The 15,301-nt window shown below is 73.7% G+C and carries 12 protein-coding genes; 2 read left to right on the top strand and 10 right to left on the bottom strand.

What is annotated here, in order from left to right; genetic code table 11:
- Positions 1–24: 24 nt before the first annotated feature.
- Both D0T12_RS24760 and D0T12_RS24755 read right to left on the bottom strand, forming a co-directional pair.
- On the bottom strand, positions 25–1,290 hold the full coding sequence (locus D0T12_RS24760; protein ID WP_233526269.1) for a glycosyltransferase: 1,266 nt from the start codon (positions 1,288–1,290) through the stop codon (positions 25–27).
- Positions 1,291–1,518: 228 nt separating this feature from the next.
- Entirely contained in the window at positions 1,519–3,171 is a 1,653-nt protein-coding gene (locus D0T12_RS24755) for a CocE/NonD family hydrolase (protein ID WP_117402083.1), read from the bottom strand.
- Between the two features lie 114 nt (positions 3,172–3,285).
- On the opposite strand from D0T12_RS24755, the gene D0T12_RS24750 reads away from it, so the two are divergent.
- The gene (locus D0T12_RS24750) at positions 3,286–4,413 is read left to right on the top strand and encodes a mechanosensitive ion channel family protein (protein WP_233526268.1); all 1,128 of its coding nucleotides are present in this window, start codon (positions 3,286–3,288) and stop codon (positions 4,411–4,413) included.
- A gap of 15 nt (positions 4,414–4,428) precedes the next feature.
- Here the strand turns inward: D0T12_RS24750 and D0T12_RS24745 are convergent, their stop codons facing one another.
- Positions 4,429–5,007, bottom strand: coding sequence for a TetR/AcrR family transcriptional regulator (locus tag D0T12_RS24745; protein WP_199487680.1), 579 nt, complete (start codon positions 5,005–5,007; stop codon positions 4,429–4,431).
- Positions 5,008–5,125: 118 nt separating this feature from the next.
- Here D0T12_RS24745 and D0T12_RS24740 point away from each other — a divergent pair, with 118 nt between their 5' ends.
- Positions 5,126–6,568 carry an MFS transporter gene (locus tag D0T12_RS24740; protein ID WP_233526267.1) on the top strand — a complete coding sequence of 481 codons (1,443 nt, stop codon included), beginning with the start codon at positions 5,126–5,128 and terminating at the stop codon, positions 6,566–6,568.
- Between the two features lie 31 nt (positions 6,569–6,599).
- On the opposite strand, the gene D0T12_RS37200 is transcribed toward D0T12_RS24740, so the two are convergent.
- From D0T12_RS37200 to D0T12_RS24700, 7 genes are all read right to left on the bottom strand, one after another.
- The gene (locus D0T12_RS37200; RefSeq protein WP_325050843.1) at positions 6,600–7,466 is read right to left on the bottom strand and encodes an ATP-binding protein; all 867 of its coding nucleotides are present in this window, start codon (positions 7,464–7,466) and stop codon (positions 6,600–6,602) included.
- A gap of 64 nt (positions 7,467–7,530) precedes the next feature.
- Complete coding sequence (locus tag D0T12_RS24725) at positions 7,531–8,157, bottom strand: GOLPH3/VPS74 family protein (RefSeq protein ID WP_117402082.1); 627 nt, start codon at positions 8,155–8,157, stop codon at positions 7,531–7,533.
- Entirely contained in the window at positions 8,154–8,417 is a 264-nt protein-coding gene (locus tag D0T12_RS24720; protein WP_117402081.1) for a hypothetical protein, read from the bottom strand. The genes D0T12_RS24725 and D0T12_RS24720 overlap by 4 nt, the downstream gene beginning before the upstream one ends.
- 11 nt (positions 8,418–8,428) lie before the next feature.
- Positions 8,429–9,340 carry an SPFH domain-containing protein gene (locus D0T12_RS24715; RefSeq protein WP_117402080.1) on the bottom strand — a complete coding sequence of 304 codons (912 nt, stop codon included), beginning with the start codon at positions 9,338–9,340 and terminating at the stop codon, positions 8,429–8,431.
- Between the two features lie 58 nt (positions 9,341–9,398).
- Complete coding sequence (locus tag D0T12_RS24710) at positions 9,399–10,943, bottom strand: MFS transporter (RefSeq protein WP_117402079.1); 1,545 nt, start codon at positions 10,941–10,943, stop codon at positions 9,399–9,401.
- Between the two features lie 80 nt (positions 10,944–11,023).
- Positions 11,024–14,134: a BTAD domain-containing putative transcriptional regulator gene (locus D0T12_RS24705; RefSeq protein ID WP_199487679.1), complete on the bottom strand. Its 3,111-nt coding sequence runs from the start codon at positions 14,132–14,134 to the stop codon at positions 11,024–11,026.
- A gap of 45 nt (positions 14,135–14,179) precedes the next feature.
- Complete coding sequence (locus tag D0T12_RS24700; RefSeq protein ID WP_117402077.1) at positions 14,180–15,250, bottom strand: DUF6348 family protein; 1,071 nt, start codon at positions 15,248–15,250, stop codon at positions 14,180–14,182.
- Positions 15,251–15,301: the final 51 nt, after the last annotated feature.

Raw genomic sequence — 15,301 nt, 5'->3', positions numbered from 1 at the left:
CGGGGCCCGCGAGGGCGGTGCGTCTCAGCCGGCCAGGGCGGGGGTTCGGCCGGTGTCGTGCTCCGCCTCGTCCAGTGCGGCGATCAGATCGATGTCCGGCTCCGGCTCGACCTCCTCGGCGGGCAGCACCCGCTGGTAGGCGCGGAGCGTCTCGGCGGCGGTCCGCTCCAGCGAGTACCGGGAGCGGGCGCGGTCGGCGGCGGCGATCGAGTAGCCGTGCAGGGTGGTCTCCTCGTTGAGCAGGTGCCGGATCATCCGGCCGATCACGACGGGGCGCCCCGCGGGGACGTGCACGCCGGTGATGTGGTCGAGCACCTCGTCGGCGTTGCCGCCCACCGGGGTCGCGACGACGGGGACGCCGCAGGCCATCGCCTCCAGCGGCGCCGCCGGGCACGGCCGGTGCGGGGACAGGCACAGCGCGAGGCTCGCCGTCCGCAGCAGCTTCGGCAGCGACTTGCGGGGCACCCGCCCGAGGAAGATCACTCGATCGTTGACGTGCAGTTCCTTGGCGAGCAGCACGAGCCGGTGCACGACCGGGTCGTTCTCCAGGTCCTCCCGGGCCGGGCCGCCCGCGACGGTCAGCTCGGCGTTCGGGACGTGCACCAGGGCGCGCAGCGCGGTCGCGACGTCCCCGGCCTCCAGGTCGTCGCACACCATCACCAGGCGGCGCCGGTCGCCGCGCGGCATCGCCGGGCCGATCTGGGTGAACAGTTCACCGTCCACGCCGTAGGGGACGACGCGGATTCGCGGCCGCGGCACGCCCAACCGGACGAGCGCGCTCGCCTCCTCGGCGTGCCCGGCGATCACGAGGTCGGCGTCCCGCGCGATGGCCTTCTCCAGCCGGTCGCGGTGCGGGTGGACGGGCTGCCCGGCGTGCCGTTCGGCGGCGGCGACGCCGTGGTGGCTCTGCACGAAGGGGATGTCGAGTTCGCGGGCGACGGCGCAGGCGGCGAGTCCGCCGATCCAGCCGTGCGCGTGCACGATGTCGGGGCGACCGGACCCGCTCCAGCGGCGGCGCAGCCCGTCGGCGAACTCGCGGAGGTGCTTCAGCAGCTCGTCGTCGGGCAGCGGTCGGGCGGGCCCGGCGTCGAGGTGGACCAGTGCGGCGCCCGGCGCCAGCCGGGTCCGGGCACGCGCGGCTCGGTTCTGGCGCCGGGCGTACACCGTGACCTGGTTCGGCTCCCCTTCCGCGGAGAGCGGACGGGTCAGCGAGCGGGCGAGATCGCGCACATGGATCGCGTGGAGGTGCTCGCCGTCAAGGTCGGAGGCGGACACGAGTGCGATGTTCAACGGGCGGTGCATACGGATCCTCCGGGGCAACACAGGGGAAGCACGGAGGTATCTGCGTCGTAGACACCTGCTCGATCAGACTCTTATCCGGCCGCACCTACCGTCAAACCTCGCGAATCGGATCTCCTGCCCCGCACGGCCCGCCGAAACGCCGCCGACCAGCGGGAACATCGAACGAGATGCGCGACGGATCGGTCCGGCGTGTGATGTACGCCTCAGATCCGGCCCCTATTCGGACTCCTCGGAGACGACGGGGAGGGTGATGGCGGAGGGATGGTGGGGGGAGTGGAAGATCTCCTGGTCGGCGGTGAGCATCTCGGTGGCGCCGCCGATGGGCGCGCCGGTGCCGGGGTTGCGGGCCACGCGGGGGTAGGCGCCGCTGGCGACCTGCACGCGGACGCGGTGCCCGCGGCGGAAGCGGTGCCCGGCGGGCCACAGTTCGACGGCGATCCGCCGGACGCCGTCCGCCCCCGGGTCCGGTGAGCCGGGGACGAGGCGGCGCATCCCCTCGCACAGGTTCAGCGACGCGCCGTCGGGGGTGACGTCGCACAGCCGGACGACGAAGTCGGTGTGGTCGCGGTTCGAGCGGATGCGCAGGTCGGCGGTGACCGGGCCGATGATCTCCAGATCGTGGTCGAGGACGTCGGAGGTGTAGGTCAGCACGTCCCTGCGGCGTTCCAGGCGCCGCTGGTCGGTGGACGGGTGCGTCTCGCCGAGCAGGGTGGGCCCGCCGAGGAAGGGCGTCGGGTGGTTGGGGTCGTACCGGTAGGTGTCGGGCCGGTGGGCGTCGGGATCGGACTCGGGCGGCGGGTCGGGGGACAGGGCGCCGTCCTCGCGCAGGTGCCAGCGTTCCTCCCGCATTCCGGGGACGGGCCAGTCGGGGAACTCCCGCCACTCCTCCGCGCCGGTGACGTACAGCCGGACGGGCTGTTCCCGAAGCTGGGACGGGTCGTCCAGGAGGTGGGCCCGGAACCAGGCGATCGACTCGCCGATCGAGCCCCGCATCATCCGCTGGTCGGCGTGGAACCACGGCCCGATCGTCAGGTACGGGCGGCGGCCGGCGGCGCGGAGGGCGGCGTAGTCCTTGATCTGCCAGGGCAGGAAGATGTCGTACCAGCCGCCCGTCAGGTTGACCGGCGCCGTGACCTGGGAGACGGTCGGGCTGAAGTCGCGCCGGTCCCAGAACGGGGTGTCGGGGCCGTTGACGAGGAGGTCCTGGAAGAAGCGCTGCTGCGCGCCGGTCGCCAGCCGGTCGAGCTCGGCGAGGGGACGTCCGGACAGGGTGGCGCGGCGGGCGCGGCGCGGCGACAGCACCGCGGTCGTGATCCCGGACAGGGAGTTCTTCATCCGCGCGGTCAGGTCGACCCAGATGAGGGTCGACTCCAGCGCGAACGCGCCGCCGACGTTCACCGCGTCGCGGAACGTGGACGCGGTGACCTGCATCGACAGCGCCCGCAGCGCGGGCCCGGCCTCGGCGGCGACGGCCCACTGCACGTAGCCGAGATAGCTCGGGCCGTGCATGGCGAACGTCCCGCCGAACCAGGGCTGTGACCGGAGCCACTCGACGGTGGCGAGGCCGTCCTCCCGCTCGTCCAGCGCCTCGAACACCCCGCCGGACCCGAAGCCGCCCCGGACGCTCTGCACCACGACCTGGAACCCGTGCGACGCGAAGCCCTGCCCGCACATCAGCCCGAACGGCCCGCGCCGCCCGTAGGGGGAGCGGACGAGGACCGTCGGCGCCCGCTCGACGCCCTCGGGGGCGTAATGGTCGGCCAGCAGGGTGACGCCGTCCGCCGCGGGGACCTCCAGATCCCGCTCGACCGTGACGCGGTGGGGGCCGTTCCGCAGTCCCAGCGCCGTGACCCCGAGCCGGCGCATCATTCCCACGCCTACCACCTGATCGATCGTAACCGCCCCCCTGCTTCTCCCCGGTCCCCGGTGTCCCGGATGTGCGTCGCGCGCCCCGGGCCTTCACTACGATCGAGGACGCACAACATGGCAAATCGGGACGTGATGGGGCAGGCCGCGGGCCGTCCCGAGGGAAGGGGAGACGCACGCGTCATGGGTGACCTGAGCTGGGAGCGGATCATCGCCGCCGCGATCGTGCTGGCGGTGGCCCTGGCGATCGCGGTCGTCCTGCGGCTGCTGACCGGACGGCTGGCGAAGCGGGCGGACGGCACCCGGTGGGCCTGGGACGACATGGCCGCCCGGCTGGTCAAGGACCTGGCCGTCCCCGTCTCGGTGATCCTCGGCCTGTGGACCGCGGCGAAGGTGCTGGACCTGCCGCGCGGCACGCTGGACGTGATCGCCAACGTGCTCACCGCCGTGACGATCTTCGTGGTGTCGGTGGCGCTGGCCCGGCTGATCGCGAGCTCGGTCAGCTCGTTCGCGCTGGCCAAGCAGGGCGTCGCCGCCAATGTCACGATCTTCGCCAACATCGCCAAGGTGGTGGTGATCGGCGTCGGGCTGCTGGTGATGCTGCAGAGCCTCGGGGTCTCGATCTCGCCCCTGCTCGGCGCCCTCGGCGTCGGTGGCCTCGCGGTCGCGCTCGCCCTCCAGGACACTCTGGCGAACCTGTTCGCGGGCGTGCACGTCCTGGCGTCCAAGACGATCGAGCCCGGCGACTACATCAAGCTGGCCACCGGCCAGGAGGGGTACGTCGTCGACATCAACTGGCGCAACACGTCCATCCGGACGCTGTCGGACAACATCGAGGTCATCCCGAACCAGCGGTTCTCCGACACGATCCTCACCAACTTCCACCGTCCCGCGCAGGACATGTCGATCCTGGTCTACGCGAAGGTGGCCTACGAGGTCGACCTGGACCGGGTGGAGGAACTCCTCGTCGAGGTCGGTCAGGACGTGATGAAGGACGTCCAGGGCGGTGTCGAGGACGCGAGCGTCCTGGTCCGGTTCGACGACTTCAACGACGCGACCGTCGGCTTCCACGTCATCCTGCGGTCGACGGAGTTCGGCGACCAGTTCCTCATCAAGCACGAGTTCCTGAAGCGGCTGCACCGGACCCTCCGCGAGGAGGGCATCGCCCCGCCCTACTGGCACCACCGCGTCGTCGTCGACGCTCCCGAGAACGAACTCGCCCGCAAGGACGAACTCGCCCTCTGACCCCGGGATCCGCCGTCAGGGACGGATGATCGGGAGCAGGATCTCGTCGACGACCCACTCCAGGTAGGCGTCGGTCATCTCGCCGCCCTCGGTGAGATTGCGGTAGAAGATCACGGCCGGGCCGACGTCGGCGATCCGCCGGGTCACCGCCTCGGGGCGGGCCTCGCCACGTTCGGCCGCCTGCTCCAGCGCCTGGTACAGCACGTCCCGGACCGGCCTCGACAGGCGCTGCTGGACGACGTCGTGCAGGATGCCCTTGCCCTCCTCGGGGTCGTCCTTCAGCACCCGGAACGCCGCGCCCCGGCAGGTGAGAAGCGTGTCGCGCAGGCAGGCCAGGGCCGCCAGCATGTCCTCGCGGACGTCGCCGGTCGTGGGCGGCGCGGGCGGCTCGGGCAGGGTGTGCCGGAGCGCGTCGGCGACGAGGGCCTCCTTGGACGGCCAGCGCCGGTAGAGCGCGGCCTTGCCGGTGCGGGCGGCCCCGGCGACGCCCTCCATGGTCAGCCCGCGATAGCCGACGACCGCCAGCCGGTCGAGCACGGCGTCGAAGATCGCCGCCTCCAGGGCCCCGCCGCGGCGGCGGGTGGTGCCCGTCACGACGCACTTCCGGAAATAGTGAACGTAAGCGTTCTCTTTGGTGCGGATCGCTGATAGGTTCCCCGCATAGTGTACGTCGCCGTTCCTTAACTGTCGGAAATCCACCGGAAGGTCTGCCGTGCCCTCATCGCCCCCGTCTTCGGGGCGGACGGTCTCGACCGGGAAGCCCGCAGCTCCCGACGAGGCCGCCTCGTCCGTCCATCATCGCCCAGGATTCGTCCTCGCCGTCATCGTCGGCTGCCAGCTCCTGATCGGCGTGGACACCACCATCGTCACCGTCGCCCTCCCGCGGATCCGGGACGGGCTCGGACTGTCGACCGGAGGTCTCGCCTGGATCCAGAACTCCTACATGCTCGCATTCGGCGGGTTGCTGCTCCTCGGCGGTCGGGCCGGAGACGCCTTCGGACGCCGCCGCGTCTTCACCGCCGGGGTCGCGGTGTTCACGGCGGCGTCGCTGATCGGCGGGTTCGCCGCCGAAGGGTGGTGGCTGTTCGCCGCCCGCGCCGCCCAGGGCGTCGCCGCCGCCTTCGCGGCGCCGAGCGCGATGGCGCTGATCGCCACGCAGTTCCAGGGACAGGCGCGCGTCCGCGCGCTCAGCGTCTTCTCCGCCGTGACCGGCGCGGGCGCCGCCGTCGGCATGATCGCCGGCGGCGTGCTGACCGAGGCCGGGTCCTGGCGGTGGGTGTTCTTCGTCAACGTTCCGGCGGGCGTCGTCCTGGCGCTGCTCGCGCCCCGCGTCCTCGCCGAGACCGAACGCCGCCCCGGCCGCTTCGACATCGCGGGCGCCGCCGCGTCCACGGCCGGCATGACCGCGCTCGTCTACGCGTTGATCCGCGTCGGAGCGGACGGCTGGGACGACGGCCCGGCGCTCGCCGCGTTCGGGGCGGCGGCCGTCCTGCTCGCCGGATTCGTCGCGGTCGAGCGCCGCGCCCGGCAACCGGTCATGCCCCTGTGGCTGCTGACCGGACGCGACCGCGCCGCCTCCTACCTGACCCAGTTCCTGCTGGTCGCGGCGATGTTCGGGGCGTTGTTCTTCCTCACCCAGTACCTCCAGCAGGTCCTCGGGTACGGGCCGCTGCGGGCGGGCCTGGCCTTCCTGCCGCTCGTGGCAACGCAGTTCGTGGCCGTCCGGACCGTCCCGCGGCTGCTGCCGCGCCTCGGCGCCAGGACGCTCGTCGTCGCGGGAACGGCCGTGGTCGGCGCCGGGCTGCTGTGGCTGACGCGGCTGTCGCCCGAGGACGGCTACGCGGCCGGGCTCCTCGGCCCGTTGCTGCTCATCGGCGCCGGCGTCGGTGTCTCGATCATGCCGCTCAACGCGACGGTCCTCGCGAGCGTCGAACCGGAGAACGCGGGGGTCGCGTCCGGCGTCGCGCAGGCCATGCTGTGGTCGGGCGCGTCGGTCGGCTCGGCCGTCATGGTGACCGCGCACGGGTCGGCGGCGTCCGGGCCCCGCGACCTCGGCGACGTGCTGAGCGGGATGGACGCCGCGTACGCGGTCGGCGCGGTGTTCGCGGCGGCGGCCCTGCTGGTGGCGCTACTGGTGATGCGGGTCCCGCGCTGACCGTCCGCGCCGACCGTCGGGGCGGACCGGCTCAGGCGGGTGGGGGAGCGGCCTCGTCGAACCACGCGAGGAACTCGGTGCTGCCGAACATCCTCGCCGTGTCGACGGCGGACGGCGATCCCGCCCGGGGGTCGGCGCCCGCGTCCAGCAGCGCCCGCACCACGTCCGGCTCCCGCTTGAGGACCGCGCCCGAGAGGGGCCGCCGTCCCTCGTCGTTGGGGCGCTCGGGGTCGGCGCCGCGCGCCGCGAGCGCCCGCACGGTGTCGGCGTGGCCGTGGTACGCGGCGAGCATGAGCAGCGTGTCGCCCCCGTCGTCGGACAGGTTCGGCGGCACCCCCGCCTCGACGTAATCGACGAGTTCCGCCGTCCGCCCGGCGCGCGCCATCTCGAACAGCCGGGTCGCGAACTCGTCCATCGCCGGATCGGCCTCGGCCATGAAGGGGGCCGTGCTGTCCGCGGTGAGCAGGACGCCGAGGCTGTCCTCCCCGTACCGCAACCGCTTCTCCAGCGCGACGAGCGCACCCGCATCGGGAAGGGAGCGGAACCGGACGTCGTCCGCCAACGCCTTCATTATCAACAATCCGCGACCGCGTTCCTCGCTCGGCCCGGGGTCGGGCACGTTCGCCGCGTCGAACCCCCGACCCGAGTCGATCACCTTGATCAGGCAGCGGCGATCCTGGATCGTCGCGCGCACCGTGTAGCCGACGCCCCGTTCGGCGTGCCGGATCACGTTCGTGCACGCCTCGGTCAGCATCACTTCTATGTCACCGCGAATCTGGTCATCCACCCCGAGGGCGGTCAGCGCCGCGTCCAGCAGCCTCCGTGTCGCCGGGACGCTGGCCGCGTCCCGGGGTAGCAGGAGGTCGAGGCTGATCTCCACGTCCTCTCCGTCCTTCACCGTCCTTTCTTCGTGCCCCACCGGTCACCCTCAAACATGGACGGCCCGCCCGCCGCGGGGGAGTTCAGCCGGCGCCGTCGGAGCGGTCCTGTTCGAGGGCCCGGCGGACCGCCGGGGCCGCGGGGCCCGTCCGCGCCGTGAGCTCCGCGATCCGCCGCCGGTACCGCCGCCGGTCCGGGCCCGGCAGGACGGTCTTCAGCTCGCCCGCCGCCGCCAGCGCGACCGCGGCCGCGTCGTAGCTGTTCACATGGGCCACCGGACGTCCCCGCAGCGCGGACGACGCCCCGCCCCACAGCGTCTTCACCACCCGGGGGTCCCGCACCGTGATCTCGTGCCTCGTGAACACCCCGAGGAGCGTGCGCCGCTGCACCCGGATCCAGCCGTCGTCGGCGAGCTCGTCGCGGACCGTCCGCACGATCGCCCTGCTGTCCTTGCGCACCCAGTGCTGCCACGACCGGGGGCGCGGGGACGCCGCGATCTGCGCCAGCACCCCGTACGGATCGGCGCCGGGCGTCCCCGGGACGGGGCCGCGCCGCCCCTCACCGAGACGGCCGTCGAGGTACAGCTCCGTCAGGGCGGCCGCGCGCAGCACGTAGCCGAGCCGCGCGCCGCCTTTGGTCATCTTCTGCTTGTTCGTGTCGTAGGCCAGCAGGAACATCCGCGCCGGCAGCGTTTCCGGAACCCGGATCATGACTCGTCCTCGCCTCCGCCGCCCGGCGGGTCGTTCTCGTCCTCGGTGTCGTCCCGGCCGTCGGTGTCGGACTTGCGGGGACGGCCCCGTCCCCGCATCCGGCCCGCCGACGCGGGCATCCGGCCCGCGTCGGCGAGCGCCCGCCGCAGCAGGAACTCGATCTGCGCGTTGGTGCTGCGCAGCTCGTCCCCGGCCCACCGTGCCAGCGCGTCGTGCACCGCCGGGTCGAGCCGCAGCAGGACCTTCTTGCGCTCAGCCACGGGTAAGCGGCTCACTGGTAGAGGCTGCCGGCGTTGACCACCGGCTGGGCGTCACGGTCGGCGCACAGCACGACGAGCAGGTTGCTGACCATCGCCGCCTTGCGTTCCTCGTCCAGTTCGACCACGTTCTCCTCGTCGAGCCGTTCCAGCGCGAGCTGCACCATGCCGACCGCGCCCTCGACGATCCGCTGCCGCGCCGCCACCACGGCGCCCGCCTGCTGGCGCCGCAACATCGCCTGCGCGATCTCAGGCGCGTACGCCAGCCGCGTGATCCGCGACTCGATGATGTCGACTCCCGCTGACGCGACGCGCTGCGCCAGCTCCTCCGACAGCTGCGCGGTGATCTCGTCGGCGTTGTCGCGCAGCGAGGTGCGGTCATGGGCGTCGTAGGGGAAGCTGCCGGCGATGTGCCGGACGGCCGCCTCCGTCTGGAACGCCACGAACTCGACGAAGTCGTCGACCTCGAACACGGCCCGCGCGGTGTCGGCGACCTGCCACACCACCACGGCCGAGATCTCGATCGGGTTCCCGTCCAGATCGTTGACCTTGGCGAGGCCCGTCTCGTGGTTGCGGATCCGGGTCGACACCCGCCGCCGGTCGGTCAGCGGGTTCACCCAGCGGAGCCCGTCGGTGCGGACCGTGCCGTAGTAGCGTCCGAGAAGTTGCAGGACCCGGGCCTCGCCGGGCGCCACCGGGGTCAGTCCGGCCGCGACGACCAGCCCGGCGAGCGCGAGCAGCACCCCCAGGACGATCCCCGCCGCGAGCGCGCCGCCGCCCGTCGCGATCCCCGCGATCACGGCCACGGCGGCCAGCAGGATCAGCAGCAGCGCCAGCCCGAGCATCGCCCAGCCGCCACGGTCGGTCGCCGGCCGCTCCTCGATCTTCGGTCGTGGCATCTCGACCTGGGTCGTCGCGTCCGCCATCCCGTCCCCCTTCCTCGTTGTGAACTATCACCAATCTAGCAAAGTGATATCACTTTTCCTAGTGCGGGGGTGTGCCGACCGGTTCGCGGTCCGCGGCGTCCGGGATCACCTTCGGTACGCGGCGAAGCGTGACCAGCGCGAACACCGCGACCAGGGCGGCGAACCCGGCGCTGCACAGGAGCGCGGCGTGCATGCCGTCCACGAACGCGTCCCGGGCGGCCGCACCGACCTGGGCGGCGAGCGCGGGCGGAAGCTCCGCGGCCGACAGCAGAGCCGCGCCGAGGGAGTCGCGGGCGGCGGAGGCGGCGGGCGCGGGCACGCCCGCCGGCAGGTCGAGCACGTTCCGGTACACCGCGTTCAGGACGCTGCCGAGGACCGCCATGCCGAGCGCGCCGCCCAGTTCCGTGGCGGTCTCCGAGATCGCCGACGCCGCCCCGGACCTGTCCTTCGGCACGGACGCGAGCACGGTGTCGCCGGTGACCGTGAGGCCCATGCCCATGCCGACTCCCGACAGCAGCATCATGGGCACCATCGCCCAGTACGAGGTGTCCGTTCCGACGGTCAGGAAGAGCCCGAAACCGCAGGCGGCGAGCAGGAGCCCGGCGGCGACGACGCGGGCCCGGCCGAGCACGGCGATCAACGGCGCGGCCAGTAGCGCGCCGCCGACCATGGCGCCCGCCGCCCCCGGCAGCCCGGCCAGGCCCGCCCGCAGCGGCGACCAGCCGAGCGCCAGCTGGAAGAACAGCGAGAAGATCAACGACTGTGCGACCAGGGCGAACATCGCGAACATGGTGGTGACGACCGAGCCGGCGAACGCGGCGCGACGGAACAACCGGACGTCGATCAGCGGCTCGTCCAGCCGCGTCTGCCGGATCATCAACGCCGCCAGCGCCACCACGCCCACCGCCGCCGAGACGGGGATCCGGGCCTCGTCGAGACCGTGCGCGGCGGCCTCCTTGATCGCGTACACGAGGCCGAGGACGCCGACGACCGACAGCGGGACGCTGAGCAGGTCGAGCCGTCCGGGCACGGGGGCGCGCGACTCGCGCAGCACGACCGCGCCCGCGATCGACGCCAACGCCATGATCGGCACATTGATCAGGAAGACGGAGCCCCACCAGAAGTGGTCGAGCAGCGCGCCGCCGAGGACGGGCCCGAGCCCGACCCCGAGACTGACGACGCCCATGAACGCGCCGACCGCCATCGTCCGTTCCTTCGGCTCGGTGAACGCCCGGCGGATCAGCGACAGGCACGACGGCATCAGTGTCGCGCCCGCGACGCCCAGTACGGCGCGGGCCGCGATGAGCAGTTCGGCGCTCGGCGCGTAGGCGGTCACGGCGGACGCGGCGGCGAACAGCGCGGTCCCGATCAGCAGCAGCCTCTTGTGTCCGATCCGGTCGCCGACGCCGCCCATCGTGATCAGCAGTGCGGCGAGCGCGAAGCCGTAGGCGTCCGCGATCCACAGGAGCTGGGTGGACGAGGGCCGCAGGTCGGCGCTGAGATGCGGGACGGCCTGGTTGAGCGCGGTGAGGTCGATGTTCGGCACGAGCGCGACCAGCAGGCAGATCGCGAACGTGCCCCACTTGCGTGCGGGGGTGTCCATGCCCGTGACCTTCGCGGGCGGCGCTGACCGTCCTCGCACCGTCTACTGACGGGCCCCGACCCCGCGTGGTCAGCGGACGGTCAGCCAGCGGCGAGTAGGGTGTGGGCCTCCTCGCGGGACAGCGCGGCGCCCCGGCCGAACGCCGCCTCGTACGCCGTGTCGCCGAGCAGGCCGCGCGCCCCGGCCGCCACGCGCGCCGCGTCGGTGTCCCCGGCGACCTGGACGGCCCGGAGCACCGCCGACGCGCCGAGCAGCGTCGCCGCCCGCTCGCCGTCGCCCTCGGCGACCGCGACGCCCGCCAGCCCGACGCCCGCGTTCGCCCGGTACATGAAGATCGGATGGTCCAGGGACATGTCGAGGGCCTCGGAGAACAGCGCGCGGGCCCGGTCGTGGTCGCCGTCCGCCGCCGCCAGCCAGCCGAGCCCGACCAGCGCCGAACCGCGGACGGCCGCGGCGATGAACCGTTCGGAGGTGTACCCGGTCAGCGCCGTCTCGTACAGCCGCCGTGCCGCGGCGACGTCCCCGCGCAGCCGCGCCACCTCAGCGAGCCCGTGGTAGCCGCCCGCGACCTTGTCGGGGGTCCCGGCGCGGCGGGCCGTGTCGATGCCGCGTTCGAACTCGGCGCGCGCCGCGTCCAGGTCGCCGTCGAGGATGCGCACGAAGCCGCGCTGGTACAGCAGGTCGGCGGTGTCCTCCAGCGCGCCGAGCCGTTCCATGAGCGCCACCGCCTCGTCCAGCAGCGCCAGGGCCCGGCCGCGGTCGCCGCGCCGCGCGGCCCCCTGGGCGAGCGGGTCCAGCGAGTTGGCCGTGCCCCAGCGGTCGCCGCACTTCCGGAAGCCGCGCAGGGCCAGCGCGCCCGCCCGCTCCATCTCCGCGACGTCGCCGTTCGCCTGGGCGATGAACACGTCGCTCATCCGCACCAGCGCCCGCGACCACGGATCGTCCCCGACCTGCTTGGCGAAGATCTCCAGGTCGGTGCGGCCGGGCCCGGCGGTCAGGGCCCACAGGACGATGGCGACCGGATGGGCGAGCGGACGCTCGATCCGCCGCAGGAACGCCTCGGCCCGGTCGAGCCACGCCACCGCCCGCTCCCCGGTCACACCGCCCGCCACGGCCGAGGTGACGCACAGGACGTACTCCTCCTCCAGGCCCTCCGGCGGGTCGTCGACCGCGTCGAGCAGCTCGACCGCCAGCGGCGCGCCCTCGACACGTCCGCGCAGCCACCAATACCAGGTCAGCGCGGCGGTCAACCGCAGCGCCGACGTCGGGTCGGCCCGCACGCACCGTCGCAGCGCCGCGTGCAGGTTCCCGTGGTCGGCGGCCAGCAGGTCCAGCCATTCCAGCTGCGCCGACCCGCGCAGATGCGGGTCGGCGCGCTCCGCCAGTTCGAGGAAGAACGCGGCGTGCGCCCGCTCGAACCGTTCCGTCTCACCCGCCTCGGCGAGCCGCTCCGCGCAGAACGCGCGGATGGTGTCGAGCATCCGGTACCGGTTCCCGTCGCTCTGCACCAGCGACTTGTCGGCCAGCCCGGCGACGAGCTCGCCCGCGTCGCCCACCCCGCAGATGCCGGACGCCGCCGCCAGCGTGAACCCGCCGGAGAACACCGTCAGCCGCCGGGCCAGCGTCCGTTCCGCCTCGTCCAGCAGGTCCCAGCTCCACTCGACGACGGCCCGCAGCGTCCGGTGGCGGGGCGCGGCCGTCCGGTCGCCGCGCGACAGGAGCCGGAACCGGTCGTCGAGCCGCGTCGCGACCTCCGTGACCGGCAGCGACCGCAGCCGCGCGGCCGCCAGCTCGACCGCCAGCGGCAGCCCGTCGAGCGCCCGGCAGATGCCCGCGACGGCCTCGGCGTTCCCGTCGGCGACGGCGAAACCCGGACGCACCGCCTCCGCCCGGTCGAGGAACAGCCGTACCGCCGGGTACGCCGCCAGTTCGCCCGCCGGGACGCCCTCGGGCGGCGGCTCCAGCGGCGGAACGGGCAGCAGCGCCTCACCGGTGATGCCCAGCGCCTCCCGGCTGGTCGCCAGCACCCGCAGCCGCGGGCACGCGCTCAGCAGCCGGTGCGCGAGTTCCGCCACCGGCGCCACGACATGCTCGCAGTTGTCCAGGACGAGCAGCGCCCGCCGCCCGTCCAGCGCGGTGACCAGGCGTTCCACCGGGTCGGGCGGACCACCGGGCACCGGCCGCATCCGGCCCTCCCGCAACCCGAGCGCCCCGAGCAGCGCCTTCGGCACCTCCCCACCGCCGACGGGCGCCAGGTCCACGAAGCAGACCTCGCCGTCCGCCCGCTCCGCCGCCTCGACCGCCAGCCGCGTCTTCCCCGCCCCGCCCGGCCCGAGCAGCGTGACGAGCCGCCCGTCCGCGAGCATCTTCCCGACCCGCCGCAGCTCGTCCTCCCGCCCGACGAAGCTGGTGAGCCGCGCCGGAAGGTTCGCCCGGACCGTCCGCTCCGGCTCGCCGCGCAGGATCGCCACGTGCGCGTCGGCGAGCTCCGGCGACGGATCGGCGCCGAGCTCCTCGGCCAGCGACCGCCGCCCCGCCTCGAACACCCCGAGCGCCTCCGCCTGCCGTCCGTCGCCGTGCAACGCCCGCATCAGCAGGGCCCGCGCCCGCTCCCGCAGCGGCTGCGCGTCCACCAGCTCCCGCAACAACGGGACGACCGCGCCCGCGTCACCGTCCGCGAGCCGCGCCGCCGCGAGGTCCTCCACGACCGCCGCGCGCTCCTCCTCCAGCCGTACCGCCCGGGTCCGCGCGAACGGCGCGGCCACGTCGGCCAGCGCCGCTCCCCGCCACAGGCCGAGCGCCTCCTCGAACAACGCGCCCGCCGCGCCGTGCCGCCCCTCGGCCGCCGCCCGCCGTCCGTCCATCGCGAGCCGCTCGAACCGGTGGACGTCGACCTCCTCGGCTTCGACGAGGATCCGGTACCCGGCGGGCAGCCCTTCCACGACCACGTGTCCACCCGGATCGGCGTCCCGCAGGACCCGCCGGAGCCGTGACACCTGCGACTGCAACGCGTTCGCGGCCCCGCTCGGCGGCTCCTCCCCGTACAGCCCGTCGATGAGCCGCTCATGGGTGACGACCCGTCCCGCCTCCAGCACCAGCATCGCCAGCAACGCCCGCACGGTGGGCCCGCCCACCGGCACGTCCGCCCCGTCGACCCAGACCGCCACCGGGCCCAACACCCCGAACCGCATCCCCCGATTCTCCCGCAGGACGGGTGCGCCGGCGGCGCCGTGCCGCTACGGGCCGTCGACGGGGACGAGGAGGCCGAACACCCGGGTGCCGACCATCCCGGTGGGCAGCGGGGCCGGGCTGCCGGCGACCACGGTCTCCCCGGCGGGCCACGGCCGGCTGTCCAACAGCACCTCGTTCGTCTGCAACCGGCCGTCCTGGTAGGCGGTGAACACGCGCAGCGCGTGCACCTTCCGGGTGAGCGGCTCCGCCCGCAGCGTGTCCAGAAGCCGGTCGAGAAGGGGTTCGATCGACGGGACCGTCTGGTCGGTGAACGTGTTGACCTGGTGGCCCAGGACCAGCTCGAACATGCCGCCGGGGTGCTCGTGCCGCGACCGCTCCACCTGGTCGGGGGCGGCGCCGGGACGCAGTAGCCCGTCGATGATCGGATGCAACGAGCCGCCCTCGAACTTGCGCACCGCCATGCCGATCGCCTCCCGCCAGGTCGCGCCGAACCCGGCGAGGCTCTCCACCAGCCACGGGGCGGCCAGCGCGGGATGCGCCACGGCGAAGTCGATCTGCACCATCACCATGCCGTCCGGTGCGGGGTGGACGAACAGCTTCGTCTCGGCCCGCGCGCCATCGTCGAGGCGCACGTCGTGACCGTCCAGCATGGCGTTGAAGATCGCCCGCGGCGAGGGCACCCCGCCGTCGCCGGGCTCGACCGGCCGCAGGTCCGTGGCCGCGCTGGTCTCGCCGGGCACCAGCTCCTCCAGCTTCTCCCCGGCGTTCAACGCGTTGTTGATCGCGTTGAACTCGCTGCTGCGCAACGCGATCCGCTCGATCTCACCGCGGTCAGCCTGCTGCGCGCGGGCCAGCGCGGCCAGGAACACCGGCTCGTCCCGCAGGTCCACCCGTCCGCTCGGCGTCACCAGCACGTCGTGGAACGCCACGTTCGGCAGCAGCCGCCGCGTGTACGCCATCGGCAAGAAGACCAACAGTCGGTCGGCGAGCCACGGCTCGACGCCGGCCCCCGTCAGCCGCCGCCACACCTCCTGGTCGCCGGGCGGCTCCGCCCCCGCGCAGAACGCGGCGACACCCGCCTCGACGGCCCCGTCGAATCCCACTAATCCGATCATCGCGGCACCCTATCGCGCCCGTGACACCGGACGAGGCCGCCCGACCCTTGG

The sequence above is a fragment of the Actinomadura spongiicola genome (assembly GCF_003432485.1).
GTDB classification, from domain to species: Bacteria; Actinomycetota; Actinomycetes; order Streptosporangiales; family Streptosporangiaceae; genus Spirillospora; species Spirillospora spongiicola.
This window is presented reverse-complemented; position numbering and strand designations above follow the sequence as displayed.